We start from the raw sequence: 22556 nt of genomic DNA, 5'->3' as shown, positions 1-22556 counted from the left end.
AGTCATCTCCAGAAACTAAAGGAGAACACCATGAAACACGACCATTTTGTAGTTCAAAGCCCAGCCAGCCCGGCTAAGCAACTGATTTTGTTATTTCATGGTGTTGGCGATAACCCGGTAGCAATGGGGGAAATTGGTAGCTGGTTTGCGCCACATTTCCCGGAAGCGCTGGTGGTCAGCATTGGTGGCCCGGCACCCAGCGGCCCGTATCAAGGCCGTGAGTGGTTTTCCGTTGCGGGAGTCACGGAAGAAAACCGCCAGGCACGAGTTGATGCCATCATGCCAATATTTGTCCAGGTGGTGCGTGACTTGCAAAAAGACAGTGGCGTGCCTGCGAATGCCACAGCTCTGATCGGTTTCTCGCAAGGGGCAATCATGGCGCTTGAGGGTGTGAAAGCACAGTCAGAACTGGCCTCTCGCGTGGTGGCTTTTAATGGCCGTTATGCGCAACTTCCGCAAAATGCCTCAACTTCAACCACTATTCATTTGATTCATGGCGACGTTGATAAAGTGATTGATGTGAAGCATGCCTTTGATGCTCATGAACAGTTAACGCAACTGGGTGGTGATGTGACGCTGGATGTGATTGACGATTTGGGCCATGCGATAGATGACCGCAGTATTCAGATTGCGCTCGATCACCTGCGTTATACCGTGCCGAAGCACTACTTCGATGAGGCGCTCAGCGGCGGTAAGCCAAACAACGATGATATTGTTGAGTTTCTTTGAAAACCCGGTCTTAGTGAAGTCCCTCCTGCCTATAGACTTCTTCTGGATTTTGAACACAGGGGGAGTCTAAAGGCACACCAGAACGTCACGTTCCTGCTGAGATAATTTATCCATGTTATGCTTCATGCAATGTTGTGTTTGATTGAGGTTTTTCGTGATCGATTATGATGCTTTCCCTGAGCAGCGGCAGGATCTTATTCATCAAATGCTTACTGAAACTGGCAGGGTGATTGGTGCCGATATTGCCCGCCAACTCGGTGTTTCAGAACATACCATTCGCCGTGATCTTCAGGTTCTGGCCCGCAAAGGTTTATGTAAAAAAGTCTACGGAGGGGCTGTCTGTCAGCTTCAGCAATCAGCGAGCTTTGAAACCCGTGTGGCACAGAGTGTTTCTGAGAAGTCAGATGTTGCCAGACGATGCGCTGAATTGATAAAGCCGGATACCTGTATTTTCATCGACGCTGGTTCAACGTATCTGGCGATGGTGGATTTTATCCCTGAGACTTTTGAACTCACCATCGTGACAAATTCGCCACAAATTGCCTCTGCATTAAGCAGTAGACAGTCAGGGGAGTTGATTCTGTTGGGAGGAAAGGTGAGTCCCAAAACAGGGAGCACTTTAGGTTTAGATACCGTAAACCAGGTCCGTAATATGATTTTTGACCAGACATTTATCGGTGTTTGTGGCCTCGACCCACAGGCTGGGCTCACAGCCGTATACTACGAAGATGCCTGTTTTAAAAAAGAAGTCATCGCTCAGAGTAATGAAGTTATTGCTGCGGTCATTGCAGATAAAATGTGTCAGGTGGCGAGATACAAAGTTGCTACCTGTGATGCTATTGATATTGTCGTGGTGAGCCGTGAAACCCGAGTGCAGGATTTCAGTAGCGAAAATCTTCGCATCGAGATTGTTGATTAGCCTCAAATCCACATCAGTGAAGGCTGGAGTGAACCTTCACTGATGGCTTGCGCAAGCAGATGTTAGGACTGAAGAGCCAACATTCGTTTGATCGTTTCCTGGACTGCATTTGCGTCATTATATCCAGTGATAAAATTTGCAACCGCCTTGGTTTCCTCGAAGGCATTGCGCATTGCAAAACTGTATTCGGCCATTGCGAGCAACTCAATATCGTTGTAGCCATCGCCGAAAGCCATGGTTTCGTGCTTACTGACACCAAGCAGTTCCTGGAGCTTTTGTATGGTGGTTCCTTTGTGAACACCATAGTCCGCAATATCAATCCACGCCGCTTCTGACACCACAATGTAAACTTCATTTTCGAAAGTGGACAGGTGAGGTCGAGTCTGTGGGCAATGACCTTCCTCGTCATACACTGTAATTTTAACAAAATCAGATGTCAGCGCACTCAGGTCGTCTACTTCAATCATACTGGAATACGAATTTCGTACCTTATCCTTCAGCCTTTGCGCAAGGTCGGCGCGGATCACTGCCCCCTCTGAAGTACAGGCGATGATGACATGTTGAGAATTAACTTCCTGAAGGGTATTAATGATGCGTAAGCCCATCAGTGACTGATAAACAAATTTCCCGTCATGTTTGATTCGGGTTGCGCTGTCTCCCACAATCCACAGGTTTCTGCTGTAGTCTCCAAACAACTCCTCAACCCTGTCGCACTGTTTTCCGGTACAGGCTGCGAAGTGAACACCCTTTTCGGCCATTAGTTCGCTGACCTCCATGAATAACGCCCTGTCATAATCGCCGTTACTATTCAGAAATGTGCCATCCAGGTCAGTAATAATAAGTTTAATCATTAGGTCAGAGCCTCTATGTGTTGGAGTTTTTGACGACGTCAGGTGATATTCGAATCTAACAAAGCATGGTGGGTTGTGCGACATTACGCACATGTTATGGTGGTTTAATTATGCTCGATGATGCTCGTTAGTGTATTTTTGTGCAATATTTAGATCTAAAAAATCGCCTCGGTGATAGTTTATGATAGATTTATTTTCAGAACATATGCTGTTAGAGGTATGCGCGGCAGGAGCTTGCCGGGGGTGACGAGTCTGGCCAGTAAGGGTTTTAACGAATTCTGAATCTGTTGATTACTCTGATAACTAAAGAGAAATTTCTATGAAACATGAACATGTTGGTGAAATCATAATTAGTGAATCGGCTATTGCTGAGGGCGTGACGAAGGTTGCTGCACAACTCAACCAGCATTTTAATGACGCTGTCATTATTACGGTTGTACCGGGCGGGATCCTCTTCACTGCGGACCTGACCCGGCAGTTAGAGTTTGATATTAATATGGATTATATTGCCTGCCCGCATACTCCAGGCGACAGAAATAATAATTCAGCGATAGTTTTCCATCAGAATATCGATATCAGCGGTCGGGATGTCATCATCATTGATGATGCCATTGAGTCAGGCGGAACGATGAAGCGCCTTGTTCAATTTATCTTAGAAAACTACACGCCAAAATCGGTCTGTGTTGCTGTTCTTTTTGTCAAACCGGGTCGGGTAGATATCCCCGTCAGACAATATTATGCATATGAGATGGAAAATGATGACTTATTAATTGGATATGGCATGCCATGGGAAAATAAGTACAGAAATCTGCCTTATGTAGCCAAATTAAAACGTTAAGTTTTGACTGCTTGCCTGTAGATACTGGCCTGAATGCCAGAAACGCGAAGGGTTCGGTAGTCTGAAAAGCGGGGATTTCCCCGCTCATTTGTTAATTAAGGCTTTTTCTTTGGGAAATCGTCTTCGTCATCCCACTTATCGTTAAAGTCACGATGAGGAGGAAGCTCAGGTTTATTCGCCATATATTTCTTCGGATCAATACGCTTCAGATCCTTAATCACATTAAGGAAAATGCCCAGAAGCAGCACCAGTACGATGATCCACCAATAATGCGATAGCCATTCCATGCGTATAACCTCTTTCGCCTTGTTACTTGACGTTGTGGCGGCGCTTGCTGCACTCATTTCCCCGAATCACTTACTCAAGTAAGCGCATCGGGAGAAGCTCCCTGGCTGCCTTGCCACAACGCCAATTAATCTGGCTATGATTGATGTTTATTGCGGCCTGTCAGGCGACAAGCTGCTCCATAATGCGTTGATACATACGGGCCAACATTTGCAGGTCAGCGGCGTTAACACACTCATTAATTTTATGAATAGTCGCGTTCACTGGTCCAAGTTCCACCACCTGCGCCCCCATCCGTGCGATAAAGCGCCCATCGGATGTGCCACCGGTGGTCAACAGTTGCGGTCTGATCTCATTATAGTGCTCAACTGCATTCACTACCGCATCGACCAGCTTCCCGCGTGACGTAAGGAACGGTTGGCCGGAAAGCCACCAGTCGAGGGTATAACGCAATTCATACTTATCGAGCAGGGCAATAACGCGTTGCTTGATGTCTTCATCAGTCAGTTCGGTGCTGAAGCGGAAGTTGAACTGTACATACAGATCGCCTGGAATTACGTTATTGCTGCCGGTGCCGGCCTGAACGTTGGCAATCTGCATGCTGGTGGCAGGGAAGAACTCGTTACCTTTGTCCCACTCAATATTGACCAGCTCATTCAGCATTGGTGCTGCACGATGAACAGGGTTATCAGCCAGATGCGGGTAAGCAACGTGCCCTTGCACACCGTGGACGGTCAGGTTACAGGTCAACGAGCCACGGCGGCCGTTTTTCACCACATCGCCTACAACTTCAGTGCTGGAAGGTTCACCAACCAGGCAGTAATCGAGCCTTTCATGGCGTGCCATTAATGTTTCGACTACTTTCACAGTGCCATTTTTGGCACTGGCTTCTTCATCAGACGTGATGAGAAATGCAAGGCGGCCTTTATGGCGCGGGTTCTGTGCCACAAAACGTTCTGCAGCAACCACCATCGCGGCAAGCGACCCTTTCATATCTGCAGCACCACGACCAAATAGCATGCCATCACGGATAGTCGGTTCAAACGGTGGGTTAATCCAACGGTCGGCATCACCTGAAGGCACGACGTCGGTATGGCCAGCAAACGCCAGCGTTTCGCCTTTTCCTCGCCATGCCCAGAAGTTTTGCGTGTCGCCAAAATCCATGTGCTCGATAGTAAAACCAATGGCACGTAGTCGCTCAATCATCAGCGCCTGGCAGCCAGCGTCGTCAGGGCTCAGAGAAGGGCGGCGGATAAGCTGTTGCGTCAGCTCAATAACCGGGCAAGACATAGCTCTATACCTCGTTGATAAATTTATTATAGTTCGATTCATTGAAACCCAGCAGCATAGGCTGACCGGGCACGTAGAGCAATGGGCGTTTGATGATTGCTGGCATTTTGAGCATTAGCGCTGCTGCAGTTTGGGCGTCAGTAATACTTGCGCGATGTGCTTCGTCGAGTTTGCGCCAGGTCGTTCCTCGCGTATTCAGCAGTGCTTCCCAACCTAATTCGGCAATAAAACTATTCAATAATTCGGCATCTAACCCATCTACACGATAGTCATGGAATTGATATTCCACGCCTTGAGTATCCAACCAGCGGCGCGCTTTCTTGATGGTGTCGCAGTTTTTAATACCGTAGAGAATTATCACGGGTTAAATCCTTATTTTTGGCAGTGATTATTTATGCAGGAATTTAGAATAAATAAAATGATAAAAAAGTTGCAAGGAAAAATATAACTCAATTGCTAATCTAAAAGTTAGGTAATAGAGATTTTTTTCTGCTTTGATTAATTTATCGCCGTTTGGCGTGTAGAGAGTTCAGAGTCTTTGGTTGCTACGAAAAGTCCGATTTTCGCGGCTTGCAGAGCTGCTGAGTAACTGAAACATTTTATTTCAAGTGTTTCGTCACATTATTAAATACCTATTGAGCTAATAATTAAGTCCATACGCAGTCGACTCTCAATATTTGATGATAGATAGCCAGTGAAGCTGCAAAGTAATGCCGCTTCACTCCATGGAAGGGATTACGTATAATTAAAGCAATTATAAGAGAGGCGGTTATGATTGAGCACGAACTAGGGAACTGGAAAGATTTCATTGAAGATATGCTTCGTAAATGATCTAACCGGGTAAAAAATACAATGGGAACATGATGTTCTTATTCTCAATATCCTTTGAGCCATACAAAAAGCGACCACTTAAGGTCGCTTTTTTGTTGGTTAGCTATCTGAATGTTCTTTGAGCGGGAATCGTCTGCGCACCAGCACGAAGAACAATGGCACGAAGAATATCGCCAGCACGGTCGCTGAAATCATCCCGCCCATCACCCCGGTACCCACTGCATGCTGGCTACCGGAACCCGCACCGCTGCTGGTTGCCATTGGCAACACGCCGAAGATAAACGCCAGGGATGTCATCAGTATCGGGCGTAAACGTTGGCGGCAGGCGTCAAGCGCTGCGGCAACCAGTTCGCGGCCCTGGGCATTCATATCGTTGGCGAACTCAACAATCAGAATGGCGTTCTTGGCCGCCAATCCTATAACCGTTAACAGCCCCACCTGGAAGTACACATCGTTTTCCAGCCCACGCATCCAGGTTGCCAGCAGTGCACCAACTACCCCCAACGGAACAACCAGCATCACCGAGAATGGCACTGACCAGCTTTCATAAAGTGCCGCCAGGCACAGGAACACCACTAATAGCGAGATGGCGTACAGCGCTGGAGCCTGCGCCCCTGATAGCCGTTCCTGATAAGACATACCGGTCCATTCCAGGCCAAAACCTGTTGGCAGCTTTTGCACCAAGGTTTCCATCACCTGCATCGCGGTCCCGGTACTTACACCAGGTGCTGCTTCACCGACAATTTCCAAAGCTGAATAACCGTTATAACGTTCGAGACGTGGTGACCCTGTTTCCCAGTGCGAGCTGGCAAAAGCAGAGAAAGGCACCATTCCACCGTCTTTGTTACGCACATACCACTGGTTAATGTCTTCCGGCAGCATGCGATATTTCGCTCCTGCCTGCACATATACCTTTTTCACACGGCCACGATCCATAAAATCGTTCACGTAGCTGGAACCCCAGGCGGTTTGCAGCGTGTTATTGATATCGTCAATGGATACGCCCAATGCTTGCGCTTTTCGTTGGTCGATATCGATCTGCATTTGCGGGCTATCGTCTAAACCGTTGTGACGCACGCGAGTCAGCAGTTTTTCATCGCTCGCCATATCCAGTAACTGATCGCGCGCCTGCATGAGCGCATCGTGCCCGGCACCTGCGTGGTCTTGCAATTCCATATCAAACCCAGCTGCGTTACCTAAACCGCTGATGGCCGGTGGGCTGCTGGCTATCACACGTGCTTCTTTAATATCACGGAAGGCTTTTGTTGCCCGCTCGATAATGGCAAAAGAACTGGCGGTATTCGGGTCACGTACATCCCAGTCTTTCAGGCGTACAAACATGCGCGCCACGTTTTGCCCGTTACCGCCGGGGCCGGAGCCTATAGTGGCAAACACCGACAGTACGTTATCTTTCTCTTTGGTCAGATAATACTGCTCAAGCTTTTCCACCACTTTGGTAGTTTGCTGCTGCGTAGAGCCGCTCGGCAATTGTATTGAAGTGGTGAATACACCCTGATCTTCCAGCGGCAGGAAAGAGGTTGGCAGGCGCAGGAACAGGAACACCATGCCGCCAATCAGCAGCACATAAATCAGGATCCAGCGCAGACTGTGCGCCAGAATTTTGCCGACAGCAGATTCATAGCGCAGTGCATTGCGGTTAAACATGCGGTTAAACCAGCCAAAGAAACCTTTCTGGCCGTGATGTTCACCTTTATGCAATGGCTTGAGAATGGTGGCACACAACGCGGGCGTCAGAATCATTGCCACTAATACTGATAGCACCATCGCGGAAACGATGGTTATCGAGAACTGGCGGTATATCGCCCCTGTGGTGCCGCCAAAAAATGCCATCGGTACAAACACCGCTGACAGCACCATTGCAATCCCAACCAACGCGCCTTGGATCTGGCCCATTGATTTTCGGGTCGCTTCTTTGGGTGATAACCCTTCCTCACTCATGATGCGTTCAACGTTTTCGACCACCACGATGGCGTCGTCAACTAACAAACCGATAGCCAGAACCATGGCAAACATCGTCAGGGTGTTAATGCTGTAGCCAAACGCATACAGGACGGAGAAGGTACCCAATAATACTACCGGCACGGCGATAGTCGGAATTAACGTCGCTCTGAAGTTCTGTAAGAAAAGATACATGACGAGGAATACCAGTAGGATGGCTTCCAGCAGAGTTTTCACTACATCAGTAATCGAGGCTTTCACAAAAGGCGTGGTTTCGTAAGCAATCTTCGCTTCCAGGCCATGAGGGAAGTACTGCGATAATTCTTCAATTTTTGCGCGGGCGAGTTTATCAGTTTCCATCTCGTTAGCGCCCGAGGCGAGTTTAATTCCCAGGCCTGACGCTGCTTGCCCGTTATAACGGCTCAGGAAGTCGTACTTCTCGGCACCTAGTTCAACTTCTGCAACATCGCCCAGCGAAACCAGAGATCCATCCTGATTTACACGCAGCGTAATGTCTTTGAATTGCTGCGGCGTTTGCAGCAGTGACTGAGAATTAACGGTGGCGTTCAGCGCCTGCATATCGACAGAAGGCGTTCCACCTAGCTGCCCGACCGCAATTTGTGCATTCTGCGATTTAATCGCATCCACCACATCCTGCGTGGTCATCTGGAAACTGGTGAGTTTGGTCGGGTCGAGCCAGATACGCATTGAATATTGCGAACCGTAGGCATCCACATCACCGACGCCGTTAATACGGCTTATAGGATCCTGAATATTACTGGCGACGTAGTCCGCGATATCTTGCTTATCCATGCTGCCGTCGGTAGACACAAACGCCACCATTAGAATGTTGGTATCGCCGGTTTTTCTAACCGTTACGCCCTGGGTTTGCACGGCCTGCGGCAATTTACGTAATGCAGATTGCAACTGGTTTTGCACCTGCTGCACGGCTTCATCTGGGTCGGTTCCGGCTTTAAAGCTCAGCGTGATCGTCGCCTGGCCTGCGCTGCTACTTTGGGACGACATATACATCATGTTGTCCAGCCCGGTCATATTCTGCTCGATAACCTGAGTGACCGTGTTTTCCAGCGTTTGTGCTGACGCACCAGGGTAGTTCGCAGTGATTCGCACATTTGGCGGAGCGAGGTCGGGATATTGCTCTACGGGCAATGAAAAAATAGCCAGTGCGCCGGTCAGGCACAAAATAATGGCCAGCACCCAGGCAAAAATGGGGCGATTAATAAAGAAATTCGCCATTCAGTCAGGACCTCGTCAGTACTTCAGATTGTGATTATTGATATCAGTTGTCACTGTAGCCTTAACAGCAAGCCCAAACGTGGAGGAAATAAGGAGATAATGTAAATTATTTTCGTGCTATGTAGGTGTTTTACCTGTTGAAATAGGGCTTAGAAGCCCCGATTTTCAAGGAAAAGTACTGTTGCCGCGACTCGCGAACGCACCTGAAGTTTGCGCAGCAAATTGCGTATATGCACTTTCACAGTCTCTTCTGATATATGCAGGCCAGAGGCAATCTGCTTGTTTGACAATCCTTTGGCAACTTCTTGCAACACATCTAGCTCACGTTCGGTTAATACTGCAAAAGGGTCATCACTGCGTTTATCTGTGCTGCGGGTTCGTAAGTATTCAGCAACTTGCTCACTGTAAGCTTCGCCTTCAGTTGCACCACGGTGTATATCTTCCAGCAGTACGTCCGGGTCGCTGTCTTTAAGCAAATAACCGTCTGCTCCGGCATCTATCAGGGTGAAAATATCGCTGCGCGAATCAGAAACTGTCAGCACGACGATACGGGCACTGACGCCATCACGGCGCAGGGCGTTTAACGTGTCCAACCCGCTCAAGCCTTTCATATTCAGATCGAGCAAAATCAGATCAGGGGTCAGGCGATTCGCAAGGCTAATGGCTTCTGCGCCGCTGCTTGCTTCACCCACCACACTAAAACTGTCATCCATTTCCAGCAACTGGCGGATGCCACGGCGCATTAACGGATGATCATCGACGATTAATACCTGGCAGACATTTTTCTCACTCATCACAACTCCCAATATTGTTCACATTATTATCGTTATAGGTTCACCGGCGTTTCGTTCGTTGCCTGGTCTGACGGCGGCGAACGAAAAGTCATCGTAATCAACGTCCCACCCTCTGCGGGGCGGGAAATAGCCAGCTCGCCACCTAAACGAGCTGCGCGTTCGTGCATAATGTTCAATCCGTAATGCCCTTCAGGCTCCGTCAGACTGGCAATTCCAGAACCATCATCAAGAATACTCACAGTATGAATCCCATTAGGGGATGTATTACAGCTTACGGATATTTTTTGTGCGTGCGCATGTTTAATAGCATTCAGCACACCCTCACGAATAATCTGCAGTAAATGTACCTGTTGCGAGGCATCCAGCGCCTGAGTGGGTATGTCGCAATCCATGGTAATAACGGCTTCAGTCTGGTTGCGCAGCGGGGCAATCATCTCCTGCAATGCGGAAGGTAAATCGGCTTGCTGAAGTGTCAGGCGGAAGGTCGTTAACAGTTCACGTAGCTGGCGGTAGGCGTCGTTCAGCGCTTGGGAAAAATCACCAATAATGCGCTGTGCAGGCTGGTTTTCTGCCGGTACCGCACGTTTGAGTAACGTGAGTTGGATACGTAAATAAGAGAGCACTTGCGCCAGCGAGTCGTGTAATTCCCGGGCAATTGTCGCGCGCTCTTCCATCAGCAGCAATTGTTGATAGTGCTTTTGCGCCTGGTTGAAGTAGAGACCACGGCCCAACATATTTGCCAGACTTTGCATTAATGGCAGTGGCGGAACACCTTCTGGAGCCTGCCAGCGGAGCAAACCTAATTCTTTATTCTCAAGCACAATCGGCAATATTTGCCATGCATCATTATCATGCTTAACACCTTCCTGTATTTTCCAGTTTTCACCCGTTTTCATCTCTAGATAATTGACCGGTGTTTTCTGACGTACCTGCTGCAATACTCTTTCAAAACAGTACTGGTCTATGGTGCTGACGGTCAGTGCCTGTGAGCAGGCATATAGCACTTCCAGCGTCTGATTGGCTTCCTGCAGGTGCAGCGTTTTTTCCTGCACGCTTTCTTCAAGTGAACGATAAAGTTTATGTAACTCGCCCGACATGCGCGTGAAAGTATGTGACAACAAGCCCAGCTCATTGGGTAGCTGTGTGTTTAGTGGTGGGTAATCAAACTCACCGCGTTCAATAGTGCGACTTGCTTCCATTAGTTTGTTCAGAGGTGCCACAACCTGGTGGCGAAAGCGGCGTAGGGTGAAAAAGACCAGCGTGAAAATGGCAATAAAGCCCACCACTGAAGCTATCACCACCTGCATCATTTTGCGTTCGGCATAATGTTGAAGGGCCAGGACAAACAGGTCAATTTGTGCCACATAGCCGGTAATGTTGGCCTTGTACCACTGCAAATCGCCCTGGCGAATATGGTTTTCCATATCGGACCAGGCATGGTTAATCACCGCGAAACGGTTACGGACTTCAGCAGGAACCCAGAATTTTTCAATTTTAAGCAGGGCTGGAGAGCGCAGCGACTGGCTGTACTGCTCAAGATGTTTGTCCAGATTGATGCGGTCGCCTTGCAAATCATATCCCAGGCGATAGCTCTGCATACGTAACGAACCTGCGACGTTAATCGCTTCGGCATCTCGCAAACTGCTGGCAAGGGTTAACATCGCGATGCCTGTGGAAAGCAGCGATAGCAGAATAATGTAAAAGAAAGCTCGGGCAAGGCTTGTGGAGAGCGAGCGTTTTACTATCACTTATAATAACCCATCGAAATAGTTGAGAGCGAAACGTATCAGAAACGTAAGATGTCAGAAATTCTTGTTGGCTATATTTCGGCATACCTTCCAAAACAAACTTACAGAATTAACCAGCACCCACCAGAAGCATAACCGTTGTATAACAAACCGGTGCAAAACGATGTTTCATTAAACACGAAAATAAATTGATCCTTACCAGGTTATTAGCAGATTTCGCATCAAACTGGGCAAATGACCATTGCCAGCGAAGACTTTGCCAGGTCATAACATACCCCCATAAAAAATAGCCTCCTGTTTGTGATAACGGGCAAAGGGGTAAAAATGAATCGTTTTGTTCTTGCCAATGCACAGCAATGTATCGGTTGTCATGCATGCGAAATCGCCTGCGTAATGGCTCACAATGATGAAAAGCATGTTCTGACCACCCAACAATTTCAGCCACGGATCTCTGTTATTAAACATCAGGGAAGGCGCAATGCGGTAACTTGCCGTCATTGCGAAGATGCTCCGTGTGCAAGCAGTTGCCCCAACGAAGCTATTTCACGCATTAATGACAGTGTTCAGGTTAATCAACACAAGTGTATTGGCTGTAAATCCTGTGTGGTAGCGTGCCCGTTTGGTGCGATGCAGGTTCTTACCACTCCGATTAATGATGGGCGCTCTGTTAAAGCGAATGCCCATAAATGCGACTTATGCCATGACCGTAAAAATGGCCCGGCTTGCGTGGAAAATTGTCCCAGCAAGGCGCTGAAATTAATTAATAGCGAGACGCTTGCCGCCCTGGCAAAAAACCGGCGTTTACGCTCGGCGGCTCAGGAATCTCAGCCGTGGCATACCACCGCGCAGCAAACAGCACCGCAGCTTTCTCTGAGTGCTGATTTAAGTAAAGTAGAAAAAATGCGCGCCACTCCTGCACGGCAGGACCCTGATAAAATTGACCTGGTTTTGCGCAAAACAGGTTTTGATGAAATCTATCTCACCTTTGATAAAAACCAGGCTGAAAACCAGGCTGACCGCTGCATGAAATGTGGCGAGCACAGCATTTGCGAGTGGACTTGCCCGCTGCATAACCATATCCCGCATTGGATTGAACTGGTCAAAGAGGGGCGCATTCTTGAAGCTGTGGAGCTTTCGCACCAGACAAACTGCCTGCCAGAAGTGACTGGGCGTGTGTGTCCACAAGACCGTTTATGTGAAAGTGCCTGTACCCTCAAAGATGAGTATGGTGCGGTCACTATCGGCAATATCGAGCGTTATATTTCCGATAAAGCCTTTGCCAGCGGCTGGACGCCGGATCTTTCTTATGTCAAACCAACTAGTCGCCGCGTGGCCGTGATTGGTGCTGGGCCTGCCGGCCTTGCCTGCGCGGATATTCTGGCGCGCAATGGGATTAAAGCCACAGTGTTCGACCGCCATCCTGAAATCGGCGGGCTGCTCACGTTTGGTATTCCCGCATTCAAGCTGGATAAATCGCTGTTAAGTCGTCGCCGTGAAATCTTCAGTTCGATGGGTATTGAATTCAAACTCAATACCGAGATTGGCCGCGACATTTCTCTACAACAGGTGTTGGCTGATTTTGACGCGGTGTTTGTTGGCGTTGGGACTTATCGTTCAATGAAAGCTGGATTGCCGAACGAAGATGCGCCGGGTGTTTACGATGCGCTGCCGTTCCTGATTGCTAACACTAAACAGGTGATGGGATTACCAGAGTTGTCTGACGAGCCGTATATCAATATGGCGGATAAACAAGTGGTGGTGCTCGGCGGCGGTGATACTGCGATGGACTGCGTGCGCACTTCTTTGCGACATGGCGCGCAGCAAGTCACTTGTGCCTATCGCCGTGATGAAGCCAACATGCCGGGTTCAAAAAAAGAGGTCAAAAACGCGCGGGAAGAAGGGGCGATGTTTGAGTTCAATGTGCAGCCGCTGAATATTGAACTGGATGACAGTGGGCAAGTGATGGGCATCCGTATGCTGCGCACCCAAATGGGCGAGCCAGACGAGCAAGGTCGCCGTCGTCCCGAACCGATTGAAGGCTCTGAATTTATCATGCCAGCCGATGCTGTAATTATGGCATTTGGCTTCCACCCTCATGGTATGCCATGGCTTGAAGAGCACGGTGTGAAGCTTGATAGCTGGGGGAGGATCCTTGCCAGAGTTGAAGATAAATTACGCTATCAGACCAGCAACTCAAAAATCTTTGCTGGTGGTGATGCGGTTCGTGGTGCAGATCTGGTTGTCACGGCGATGGCGGAAGGGCGTCATGCTGCTGCAGGGATCATGGAATATCTTGAAGTCCAACCCCAACGCCTTAATTAGACGTTAATCTCACCCCGTCTGTGAGTCGGGGTGAGTGTTTGTTTTACAAACCGAATTCCTTTTTGATCCTACCCCTGTATTTACCCCTAAAGGGTGATGCCTCTACTCCCCCTTTGTCACATAACGTATCACTCTATAAAAACCCGTAGAAAATTACGGAGATAACACAGGTGTGTTTGCCGGCTTCAGCACTGCTAAGGCGGCATTTGTGATGCAAGGATGTGCCTGATGGCTGATTTTTCCCGACGTGGATTATTGACCGGGAGCTTTCGACGCTCCGCAACTGCTTTCCGCCCACCCTGGAGCGGAGATGAAAACCATTTCCTTGTGGATTGCACTCGCTGCGATACCTGTTTGTCGGCCTGCGAAACTCGCGTTCTGAAACGCGGCCAGGGCGGCTATCCCGAAGTTAACTTTGATCACGGTGAATGCACTTTTTGCTACGCCTGCGCACAAGCTTGCCCGGAACAACTCTTCCTGGCGCGTGACGTTTCCCCGTGGGAACACACGCTGTCGATTGGCGATAACTGCCTGGCTAAAAACAGCATCGAATGCCGTAGCTGCCAGGACACCTGCGACATGCAGGCTATTTCATTTCACCCTTCTTTGCAGGGTATCGCACAACCTCTGCTCAATCACACCGATTGCACCGCTTGCGGGGCATGTATATCGGGTTGTCCGGTTTCAGCCATCAAGATGAGGCACGCAAATGCGAGCTAACTGGCATGTCGTAGGCCTGGTCGTTCAGGCGCAACCACACAATATTCTCGCGGTCAGTGCCGCATTAAACGAATTACCTGGCAGCGAAGTCGCGGCAAGTGATGCTGAACACGGCAAATTGGTCGTAGTTATGGAAGCAGAACGTAGTGACGTGCTGCTGAATCAAATCGAGTCGGCACGCAATATTGCGGGCGTGCTGGCGGTGTCGCTGGTTTATCACCAGCAGGATGAGCAAGGTGAGGAAACACCATGAAACTCAGTCGTCGTAGCTTTATGAAAGCGAACGCTATTGCAGCCGCGGCGGCCGCCGCTGGCCTTAGCGTACCGAGCGTTGCCCGTGCGGTTGTCGGGAAACAAGATGCTATCAAATGGGACAAAGCCCCATGCCGTTTCTGCGGCACCGGTTGTGGCGTATTAGTCGGTACCCAGGACGGGCGAGTTGTTGCAAGCCAGGGCGACCCGGATGCGCCGGTTAACCGTGGCCTGAACTGCATCAAAGGCTACTTCCTGCCAAAAATCATGTACGGAAAAGACCGCCTTACGCAGCCGCTGTTGCGCATGAAAGACGGGCAGTATGATAAAGAAGGTGAGTTCGCTCCCATCACCTGGGATCAGGCCTTCGACATCATGGAGCAAAAATTCAAGACCAGCCTGAAAGAGAAAGGGCCGGAAGCGGTCGGTATGTTTGGCTCCGGCCAGTGGACGGTATGGGAAGGTTATGCCGCCTCTAAATTATTCAAAGCCGGTTTCCGTTCCAACAACCTTGACCCGAACGCACGCCACTGCATGGCTTCAGCTGTTGTGGGTTTCATGCGTACTTTCGGCATGGACGAGCCGATGGGCTGCTACGACGATATCGAGCAGGGCGACGCGTTCGTGCTGTGGGGTTCGAACATGGCCGAGATGCACCCGGTTTTATGGTCGCGCATCACCAACCGCCGCCTGTCGAATGAAAACGTTGAAGTCGCCGTTCTTTCTACCTTCCAGCATCGTAGTTTTGAGTTGGCAGATAACGGCATGGTGTTCACGCCACAAACTGACCTGGCGATTTTGAACTATATCGCCAATTACATTATTCAGAACAACGCGATAAACGAATCCTTCTTTAAGCAGCATGTGAATCTGCGTAAAGGCGTGACGGATATTGGTTACGGTTTGCGCCCGACGCATCCACTGGAAAAAGCAGCGAAAAACCCAGGTTCAGATGCCTCTGAGCCAATGAGTTTTGAAGATTACAAAGCGTTCGTTGCCGAGTACACGTTGGAAAAAACCGCTGAGATGAGCGGTGTTCCGCAAGACCAGCTTGAAGCGCTGGCGAAGCTGTACGCCGACCCGAACAAAAAAGTGATCTCTTACTGGACAATGGGCTTCAACCAGCACTCGCGTGGTGTGTGGGCCAACAACCTGGTTTACAACATCCATTTGCTCACCGGAAAAATCTCTCAGCCGGGCTGCGGGCCATTCTCCTTAACCGGCCAACCATCGGCATGCGGTACAGCGCGTGAAGTCGGCACTTTCTCCCATCGTTTGCCAGCAGACATGGTGGTGACGAACGAGAAGCATCGCCAAATCACCGAAAACATGTGGCAGTTGCCGGCAGGCACCATCCCGGCAAAAGTGGGTTTACATGCCGTGGCCCAGGACCGCGCGCTGAAAGATGGCAAGCTCAATGTCTACTGGGTGATGTGTAACAACAACATGCAGGCCGGGCCGAACATTACCGAAGAGCGTATGCCGGGCTGGCGCGATCCGCGCAACTTCATCATCGTTTCCGATCCATATCCTACGATCAGTGCCCTGAGCGCGGATCTGATCCTGCCAACCGCAATGTGGGTGGAAAAAGAGGGCGCTTACGGCAACGCCGAACGCCGCACCCAGTTCTGGCGCCAGCAGGTCAAGGCACCGGGTGAGGCAAAATCGGATCTCTGGCAGCTCGTCCAGTTTGCGAAGCGCTTCAAAGTTGAAGAAGTGTGGCCTGTGGAACTTATCGATCAGAAACCAGAATACCGGGGCAAAACGCTATTTGACGTGCTGTTTGCTAACTCGAACGTCAGCAAATTCCCGGTCACTGAACTGGCTGAAGGGCAGTTGAATGACGAATCCCACGAGTTAGGTTTCTACCTGCAAAAAGGGTTGTTCGAGGAGTACGCCGCATTTGGCCGTGGTCACGGGCACGATCTCGCTCCGTTTGATGATTACCACAAAGCGCGCGGTTTGCGCTGGCCGGTGGTCGATGGCAAAGAAACACTCTGGCGTTACAGCGAAGGTCATGACCCTTACGTGAAAGCGGGCGAAGGCTTCAAGTTCTACGGCAAGCCGGACGGCAAAGCGGTGATTTTCGCACTGCCATTTGAGCCAGCGGCAGAATCCCCGGATGCAGAATACGACCTGTGGTTATCCACCGGACGCGTGCTGGAACACTGGCACACCGGCAGTATGACGCGCCGCGTACCGGAACTGCACCGTGCCTTCCCGGAAGCGCTGTTGTTTATCCATCCGCTTGATGCCAAAAAGCGTGATTTGCGCCGTGGCGACAAAGTGAAAGTGGTATCGCGCCGTGGCGAAGTGATTTCGATTGTTGAAACTCGCGGGCGCAACCGCCCACCGCAGGGTCTGGTGTACATGCCGTTCTTTGATGCCGCGCAACTGGTGAATAACCTGACGCTGGATGCGACCGATCCGCTCTCCAAAGAGACGGATTACAAGAAATGCGCAGTAAAACTGGCGAAGGTTTAAGGGGGATATCATGAACAAGAAAATGTTATTCAAATGGATGACGGCGTTGGTGTTTTTGGTCAGTGGCGCATTGTGGGCGGCGAACAGCGTTGATCTCACGCAGTCGCCAGAGGTTTCCGGCACGCCGGAAGGCTCTGTCAAAATGCCGAAACAGCAGGGGCGTATGGCGCTGAATTACGTAAACCAGCCGCCGATGATCCCACATAGCGTCGACGGCTATCAGGTTTCCAAAAACACCAACCGTTGTCTGCAATGCCACGGTGTCGAACATTACCGCACCACGGGAGCGCCGCGCGTTAGCCCGACGCACTTTATGGACAGCGACGGCAACGTGCTTTCTAATGTGGCACCGCGTCGTTACTTCTGCCTGCAATGCCATGTCCCTCAAACCGATGCAGCGCCGATTGTTGAAAACACATTCACGCCGTCTAAAGGTTTTGGGAACTAGAGGCCATTATGGATAAATCAACCCGTAAGCCCGGCATCATCCGCCGCATATGGCAGTGGTGGCGTCGCCCGAGCCGCCTGGCGCTCGGCACGTTGCTCCTGATTGGTTTCGCTGGTGGGATTATTTTCTGGGGCGGTTTTAACACCGGCATGGAGATGACCAACCGCGAAGAGTTTTGTATCGGTTGCCACGAAATGCGCGCCAACGTCTACGAAGAATATATGCAGACGGTGCACTACAATAACCGCAGCGGCGTGCGGGCTACCTGCCCGGACTGTCACGTTCCCCACGAATGGGGGCCCAAAATTTTACGTAAAATTCAGGCCAGCAAAGAGTTGTATGCCAAAGTGTTTGGCTTAATCGACACGCCGCAAAAGTTTGATGACCACCGCCTGGCGATGGCGCAAAACGAGTGGCGGCGAATGAAAAACAACAATTCGCAAGAGTGCCGAAACTGTCATAACTTTGATTTCATGGATTTCACCGCGCAGAAAACCGTCGCGGCAAAGATGCATGATAAAGCGGTCAAAGATGGGCAAACCTGCGTGGATTGCCACAAGGGGATTGCGCATAAGTTGCCCGACATGAGTGAAGTAAAAAACGGTTTTTGATTACCCGTCATACTTCGAGGTGCAGGTGTGTTGGCTGCACCCGTGCGTCCCAGTCACATAGTTATCTATGCTCCTGGGGACTTACGGCCTTGCCGCCTGCCTGCACCTCGAATTATTTAGGGTAATCTCGTTTCATAACCAGAAGACAAAAAGTATTTAGCGGAATATTATAATCGGCTCCCCTAACTCACTGTGGAGACGGTATGTCGATTAAAATCGAAGTCATCAAAGATAAAGTCCTCTCAGATAATTACTTCATCCTGCGCAATATCACCTACGATCTATACCGTAACGAAGCCGAAGCTATTCGCCACAAACGTGAAGTCTATGACCGGGGTAACGGCGCAACCATGCTGCTGTATAACCGCGATAAAAACACCGTGGTGCTGACGCGTCAGTTCCGCGTGGCTACGTGGGTTAACGGTAATGCTGACGGCATGTTGATTGAAACCTGTGCCGGTTTGCTGGATGCCGATGAACCGGAAGTTTGCGCCCGCAAAGAAGCTATCGAAGAAACCGGCTACGAAGTAGGGGAAGTCGAAAAAGTCTTTGAGCTATATATGTCGCCGGGCGGCGTGACGGAGCTGATTCACTTTTACATGGCCGAATACAGCGATGCCCAACGTGAAAACGCCGGTGGCGGCATTGATGATGAAGATATCGACGTGCTCGAATTGCCGTTTAGCCGCGCACTGGAAATGGTATCAACAGGTGAAATTCGTGACGGAAAAACAGTGATTCTGTTACAGCAGTTGCAGCTGCGCGGAATTATGGGCTAAAGGCGTTTGAGGGCATAACGCTATCCGACAAATCCGATTGAGCGTAAACGTTAACCAGACGAAGATATCGCCACATTTTGTATATCCGTCATACTTCAAGTTGCCTCTTTGTTGGCTGCGTGACCTCCCCCAGGTCACTTACTTATGTAAGCTCCCTGGGACTCGCTCCCTTGCCGCCGCGACGCAACTCGAATTATTTTGGGTATACGTTAGCTTATGTCTTCGTCTTATCAGGGTATGTGTCGCCAATGGGTCTCCGGATTACGTCGCTGTTTCTCTTTTTATTCTTTATAGCGAGCTCTGTTTTCGCGGCACCTGCACAAAAGTCTTTCTCCGACTGGCAAGTTACCTGCAACAACCAAAATTTTTGTGCGGCCCGTAACACTGGGCTGCATCAAGGATTAGTCATGACGCTGACCCGCAGTGCGGGTGCGCGTACTGATGCAACTCTGAGAATTGATTTCGGTAATATGACCATCGCAGAACCTAAAGCGCCGCCAATTGCGCCACGCCTGCTGGTTGATGGTGAACCGTTGACGCTGGACTTAGCGAAATGGCAGGAAACACCGCACCATCTCAAAACCAGTGATGCCGACGCGATTAACACTTTCCTCGAAAAAGTCGCCAACGCCGATGCGATTACGCTGGCGAAAGGGCAGGGAAATATTTCGCTTGCGGGCCTAAAAGCCTCAATGCTGTTTATTGATAGTCAACAGCAGCGCGTCGGGAGCGAAACCGCCTGGATTAAGAAAGGTGACGATCCGCCGCTGAGCGTGCCGCCAGCGCCAGCGCTTAAAGAAGTCGCGCTGACTAACCCTACCCCGACGCCACTCACGCAAATAGAACTCAGCGACCTGCTCGATTACGGCACCTGGCGCATGAACAACAGCCAGTGTTCGCTCGATCCCGCTCGCCGCGAAGTACGTGTGTTTGCGCTCAGTGATGACAAAGCCTTGCTGATGACCGGTTGTGAAGCGGGCGCTTACAACGTGGTGGATCTCGCCTGGGTTGTGTCGCGCCAGAAGCCCTTTGCCGCCCGGCAGATTCGCTTAAAACTGCCGTTTACACCGGGAAGCGGAACTACCGAACTTGAGCTGATGAACGCGGGTTATGACGAAACCAATAAAGAGCTGACGACGCTGGCCAAAGGGCGTGGAGTGGGCGATTGCGGCGTGGCGACGCGTTGGCGTTTTGACGGGCAGCGCTTCCGCCTGGTGCGTTATGCCGAGGAACCGACGTGTGATGCGTGGAATGGAAATGCGTCGTGGCCCACACTCTGGGTCACCAAATAATCCCCGTCATACTTCAAGCTGCAAAGGCGTTGGCTGCTTTCGTTCACCCCAGCCACTTACTTGTGTAAGCTCCTGGGGATTCACTCCTTTGCCGCCTTTCTGCAACTCGAATTATTTAGGGGATTACCGTCAATTTTCTCTAAGAAGATTAAACGCCCATCACCTTTTTCGCTTTCGCCACCACATTCTCGGTGGTAAAGCCAAAGAACGGGAATAGCTTGTCAGCAGGTGCCGATTCACCGTAAGTCGTCATGCCGACAATCGCGCCTTTCAAGCCGACATATTTGTACCAGTAATCCGCAATACCTGCCTCCACCGCTACACGTGCAGCAATATCTGAAGGTAATACTGACTCGCGATACTCTTCGTCCTGAGCATCAAAAATGTCGGTAGAAGGTAGTGAAACCACGCGTACTTTGTGGCCTTCGGCTGTGAGTTTATCTGCCGCCAGCACAGTGATTTCCATCTCCGAACCTGTGGCTATCAGAATCACATCCGGCGTACCGCCGCTGTCTTTCAGAATATACCCGCCACGGCTGATGGCGCTGACCTGTTCGGCAGTACGATCCATTTGCGCCAGGTTCTGCCGTGAAAGAATCAGCGCTGTTGGGCCGTTGTGTCGCTCGATTGCCGCTTTCCAGGCTACAGCAGCTTCAACCTGATCGCACGGGCGCCAGGTACTGAAGTTCGGTGTCATACGCAGGCTGGCGAGTTGTTCCACGGCCTGGTGTGTAGGGCCGTCTTCGCCAAGGCCGATAGAATCATGTGTATAGACCATGATTTGACGCGCTTTCATCAATGCTGCCATACGCGCCGCGTTACGGGCATATTCGACAAACATCAGGAAGGTCGCGGTATAGGGCACAAATCCGCCGTGATGGGCGATGCCATTGGCGATGGCCGTCATACCAAATTCGCGCACGCCGTAGTGAATATAATTCCCGGCGAGATCTTCTTTGATGGATTTAGACTCTTTCCAGATGGTCAGGTTACTTGGCGCTAAGTCAGCCGAGCCGCCGAGCAATTCAGGCAGACTTGGGCCATAGGCATTTAACGTGTTTTGTGAGGCCTTACGGGTGGCAATTTTCTCTGGGTTGGCCTGCAATTTTTCAATGTACTGCTGAGTGAGATCCTGCCAATCCTCCGGCATTTCACCGTGCATACGGCGGTTAAATTCAGCGGCGAGATCAGGGTGAGCTTTAGCGTAGGCGGCAAACTTATCGTTCCACGCCGTTTCTGCGTGCTCGCCTTTTTCTCTGGCATCCCAGGCCTGGTAAATGTCTCTTGGGATTTCAAATGCAGGGTATTTCCAGCCCAGTTGTTTACGGGCGAGAGCCACTTCCTGCTCGCCGAGTGCCGCGCCATGGGCCTCTTCTTTGCCCGCTTTGTTTGGCGAGCCAAAGCCAATGATGGTGCGGCAGATAATCAGTGACGGTTTATCTTTCACACTTTGCGCTTCTTGAATCGCTTTCTTCACTGCTTCCGGGTCGTGGCCATCAATTTCATGCACCACATGCCAGTGATAAGCCTCAAAACGTTTTGCTGTGTCGTCGGTAAACCAGCCTTTAGTTTCACCATCAATTGAGATGCCGTTGTGGTCGTAGAAGCCGATAAGCTTGCCAAGACCGAGGGTACCAGCAAGCGAGCAAACTTCATGAGAGATGCCTTCCATCAGGCAACCATCCCCCATAAATACGTAGGTAAAATGATCGACAATTTCATGGTCGGGACGGTTAAATTGCGCCCCTAACGTGCGTTCAGCAATCGCCATGCCGACCGCATTAGCTAACCCCTGGCCAAGCGGCCCGGTGGTGGTTTCAACTCCGGGTGTATAACCAATTTCCGGGTGGCCGGGGGTTTTGGAGTGAAGCTGACGGAAGTTTTTTAACTCTTCCATCGGCAAGTCATACCCGCTCAGATGCAACAGGCTGTATAGCAGCATCGAGGCGTGGCCGTTAGAGAGAATAAAGCGGTCACGGTCAGCCCATGTGGGGTTCGTCGGGTTATGGTGCAGGAATTCATTCCATAACACTTCGGCGATATCCGCCATCCCCATCGGTGCGCCAGGGTGGCCCGAATTCGCTTTTTGTACCGCGTCCATACTCAGGGCACGAATGGCATTAGCAAGCTCTTTACGAGATGACATG

Annotated in this window: 20 protein-coding genes; 12 read left to right on the top strand and 8 right to left on the bottom strand. The window is 50.4% G+C overall.

Going from position 1 to position 22556, the window contains the following annotated elements; all coding sequences use genetic code 11:
• Positions 1-30: 30 nt before the first annotated feature.
• Together ypfH and GC128_RS16505 are read left to right on the top strand one after the other, a co-directional pair.
• On the top strand, positions 31-729 hold the full coding sequence (gene ypfH, locus GC128_RS16510) for an esterase (RefSeq protein ID WP_151995227.1): 699 nt from the start codon (positions 31-33) through the stop codon (positions 727-729).
• A 154-nt stretch (positions 730-883) separates the two neighbouring features.
• Complete coding sequence (locus GC128_RS16505; protein WP_151995226.1) at positions 884-1648, top strand: DeoR/GlpR family DNA-binding transcription regulator; 765 nt, start codon at positions 884-886, stop codon at positions 1646-1648.
• Positions 1649-1710: 62 nt separating this feature from the next.
• Here GC128_RS16505 and GC128_RS16500 read toward each other — a convergent pair whose 3' ends face one another.
• Positions 1711-2499, bottom strand: a complete 789-nt coding sequence (locus GC128_RS16500; RefSeq protein ID WP_151995225.1) for an HAD-IIB family hydrolase — start codon at positions 2497-2499, stop codon at positions 1711-1713.
• Between the two features lie 319 nt (positions 2500-2818).
• Between GC128_RS16500 and GC128_RS16495 the strand changes: the two genes are divergently transcribed.
• Positions 2819-3337, top strand: coding sequence for a phosphoribosyltransferase (locus GC128_RS16495; RefSeq protein ID WP_154152421.1), 519 nt, complete (start codon positions 2819-2821; stop codon positions 3335-3337).
• Between the two features lie 95 nt (positions 3338-3432).
• On the opposite strand, the gene GC128_RS16490 is transcribed toward GC128_RS16495, so the two are convergent.
• The 3 genes from GC128_RS16490 to GC128_RS16480 all read right to left on the bottom strand — a co-directional run bounded on the left by GC128_RS16490 (position 3433) and on the right by GC128_RS16480 (position 5273).
• Positions 3433-3624 (bottom strand): YpfN family protein, encoded by a 192-nt coding sequence (locus tag GC128_RS16490; protein WP_034459091.1) that lies wholly within the window; start codon positions 3622-3624, stop codon positions 3433-3435.
• A gap of 160 nt (positions 3625-3784) precedes the next feature.
• Positions 3785-4912: a succinyl-diaminopimelate desuccinylase gene (gene dapE, locus GC128_RS16485; protein ID WP_034459089.1), complete on the bottom strand. Its 1128-nt coding sequence runs from the start codon at positions 4910-4912 to the stop codon at positions 3785-3787.
• A gap of 4 nt (positions 4913-4916) precedes the next feature.
• Positions 4917-5273 carry an ArsC family reductase gene (locus GC128_RS16480; RefSeq protein ID WP_151995224.1) on the bottom strand — a complete coding sequence of 119 codons (357 nt, stop codon included), beginning with the start codon at positions 5271-5273 and terminating at the stop codon, positions 4917-4919.
• A 410-nt stretch (positions 5274-5683) separates the two neighbouring features.
• On the opposite strand from GC128_RS16480, the gene ypfM reads away from it, so the two are divergent.
• Positions 5684-5743: a protein YpfM gene (gene ypfM, locus GC128_RS16475; RefSeq protein ID WP_087867655.1), complete on the top strand. Its 60-nt coding sequence runs from the start codon at positions 5684-5686 to the stop codon at positions 5741-5743.
• A gap of 99 nt (positions 5744-5842) precedes the next feature.
• On the opposite strand, the gene acrD is transcribed toward ypfM, so the two are convergent.
• The 3 genes from acrD to narQ all read right to left on the bottom strand — a co-directional run bounded on the left by acrD (position 5843) and on the right by narQ (position 11501).
• Positions 5843-8959, bottom strand: coding sequence for a multidrug efflux RND transporter permease AcrD (gene acrD / locus GC128_RS16470; RefSeq protein WP_151995223.1), 3117 nt, complete (start codon positions 8957-8959; stop codon positions 5843-5845).
• 149 nt (positions 8960-9108) lie between these two features.
• Positions 9109-9753: a nitrate/nitrite response regulator protein NarP gene (narP, locus tag GC128_RS16465; protein WP_134185006.1), complete on the bottom strand. Its 645-nt coding sequence runs from the start codon at positions 9751-9753 to the stop codon at positions 9109-9111.
• Between the two features lie 32 nt (positions 9754-9785).
• A complete protein-coding gene (gene narQ / locus GC128_RS16460) occupies positions 9786-11501 on the bottom strand; it encodes a nitrate/nitrite two-component system sensor histidine kinase NarQ (protein ID WP_151995222.1) in 1716 nt (571 codons plus the stop codon).
• A 324-nt stretch (positions 11502-11825) separates the two neighbouring features.
• Here narQ and aegA point away from each other — a divergent pair, with 324 nt between their 5' ends.
• From aegA to GC128_RS16420, 8 genes are all read left to right on the top strand, one after another.
• Positions 11826-13823, top strand: coding sequence for a formate-dependent uric acid utilization protein AegA (gene aegA, locus GC128_RS16455; protein ID WP_151995221.1), 1998 nt, complete (start codon positions 11826-11828; stop codon positions 13821-13823).
• A 228-nt stretch (positions 13824-14051) separates the two neighbouring features.
• Positions 14052-14543: a ferredoxin-type protein NapF gene (gene napF / locus GC128_RS16450; RefSeq protein WP_151995220.1), complete on the top strand. Its 492-nt coding sequence runs from the start codon at positions 14052-14054 to the stop codon at positions 14541-14543.
• On the top strand, positions 14533-14796 hold the full coding sequence (gene napD, locus GC128_RS16445; protein WP_151995219.1) for a chaperone NapD: 264 nt from the start codon (positions 14533-14535) through the stop codon (positions 14794-14796). Before napF ends, napD begins: the two co-directional genes overlap by 11 nt.
• On the top strand, positions 14793-17279 hold the full coding sequence (gene napA, locus GC128_RS16440; RefSeq protein WP_151995218.1) for a nitrate reductase catalytic subunit NapA: 2487 nt from the start codon (positions 14793-14795) through the stop codon (positions 17277-17279). Before napD ends, napA begins: the two co-directional genes overlap by 4 nt.
• Positions 17280-17289: 10 nt before the next feature.
• Positions 17290-17727: a nitrate reductase cytochrome c-type subunit gene (gene napB, locus GC128_RS16435; protein WP_151995217.1), complete on the top strand. Its 438-nt coding sequence runs from the start codon at positions 17290-17292 to the stop codon at positions 17725-17727.
• 8 nt (positions 17728-17735) lie between these two features.
• Positions 17736-18338, top strand: a complete 603-nt coding sequence (gene napC / locus GC128_RS16430) for a cytochrome c-type protein NapC (protein ID WP_151995216.1) — start codon at positions 17736-17738, stop codon at positions 18336-18338.
• Between the two features lie 203 nt (positions 18339-18541).
• Positions 18542-19117: a GDP-mannose pyrophosphatase NudK gene (gene nudK / locus GC128_RS16425; RefSeq protein ID WP_151995215.1), complete on the top strand. Its 576-nt coding sequence runs from the start codon at positions 18542-18544 to the stop codon at positions 19115-19117.
• Between the two features lie 248 nt (positions 19118-19365).
• Positions 19366-20409: a DUF1176 domain-containing protein gene (locus tag GC128_RS16420; protein ID WP_151995214.1), complete on the top strand. Its 1044-nt coding sequence runs from the start codon at positions 19366-19368 to the stop codon at positions 20407-20409.
• A 148-nt stretch (positions 20410-20557) separates the two neighbouring features.
• On the opposite strand, the gene tkt is transcribed toward GC128_RS16420, so the two are convergent.
• Positions 20558-22555 (bottom strand): transketolase, encoded by a 1998-nt coding sequence (gene tkt / locus GC128_RS16415; RefSeq protein WP_151995213.1) that lies wholly within the window; start codon positions 22553-22555, stop codon positions 20558-20560.
• Position 22556 lies beyond the last annotated feature (1 nt).

Origin of the sequence: Buttiauxella massiliensis, assembly GCF_902500225.1 — a bacterium.
Taxonomy (GTDB): domain Bacteria; phylum Pseudomonadota; class Gammaproteobacteria; order Enterobacterales; family Enterobacteriaceae; genus Buttiauxella; species Buttiauxella massiliensis.
The sequence above is the reverse complement of the archived record's forward strand: the minus strand, read 5'-3'. Positions and strand labels throughout refer to the sequence as shown.

Bases quoted from the DNA above. Each gene is read 5' to 3' on its own strand.
- ypfH (WP_151995227.1), top strand. From the start codon at position 31: ATGAAACACGACCATTTTGTAGTTCAAAGCCCAGCCAGCCCGGCTAAG.
- GC128_RS16500 (WP_151995225.1), bottom strand. From the start codon at position 2,499: ATGATTAAACTTATTATTACTGACCTGGATGGCACATTTCTGAATAGT.
- GC128_RS16495 (WP_154152421.1), top strand. From the start codon at position 2,819: ATGAAACATGAACATGTTGGTGAAATCATAATTAGTGAATCGGCTATT.
- GC128_RS16490 (WP_034459091.1), bottom strand. From the start codon at position 3,624: ATGGAATGGCTATCGCATTATTGGTGGATCATCGTACTGGTGCTGCTT.
- dapE (WP_034459089.1), bottom strand. From the start codon at position 4,912: ATGTCTTGCCCGGTTATTGAGCTGACGCAACAGCTTATCCGCCGCCCT.
- acrD (WP_151995223.1), bottom strand. From the start codon at position 8,959: ATGGCGAATTTCTTTATTAATCGCCCCATTTTTGCCTGGGTGCTGGCC.
- narP (WP_134185006.1), bottom strand. From the start codon at position 9,753: ATGAGTGAGAAAAATGTCTGCCAGGTATTAATCGTCGATGATCATCCG.
- aegA (WP_151995221.1), top strand. From the start codon at position 11,826: ATGAATCGTTTTGTTCTTGCCAATGCACAGCAATGTATCGGTTGTCAT.
- napF (WP_151995220.1), top strand. From the start codon at position 14,052: ATGGCTGATTTTTCCCGACGTGGATTATTGACCGGGAGCTTTCGACGC.
- napD (WP_151995219.1), top strand. From the start codon at position 14,533: ATGCGAGCTAACTGGCATGTCGTAGGCCTGGTCGTTCAGGCGCAACCA.
- napA (WP_151995218.1), top strand. From the start codon at position 14,793: ATGAAACTCAGTCGTCGTAGCTTTATGAAAGCGAACGCTATTGCAGCC.
- napB (WP_151995217.1), top strand. From the start codon at position 17,290: ATGAACAAGAAAATGTTATTCAAATGGATGACGGCGTTGGTGTTTTTG.
- napC (WP_151995216.1), top strand. From the start codon at position 17,736: ATGGATAAATCAACCCGTAAGCCCGGCATCATCCGCCGCATATGGCAG.
- nudK (WP_151995215.1), top strand. From the start codon at position 18,542: ATGTCGATTAAAATCGAAGTCATCAAAGATAAAGTCCTCTCAGATAAT.
- GC128_RS16420 (WP_151995214.1), top strand. From the start codon at position 19,366: ATGGGTCTCCGGATTACGTCGCTGTTTCTCTTTTTATTCTTTATAGCG.
- tkt (WP_151995213.1), bottom strand. From the start codon at position 22,555: ATGTCATCTCGTAAAGAGCTTGCTAATGCCATTCGTGCCCTGAGTATG.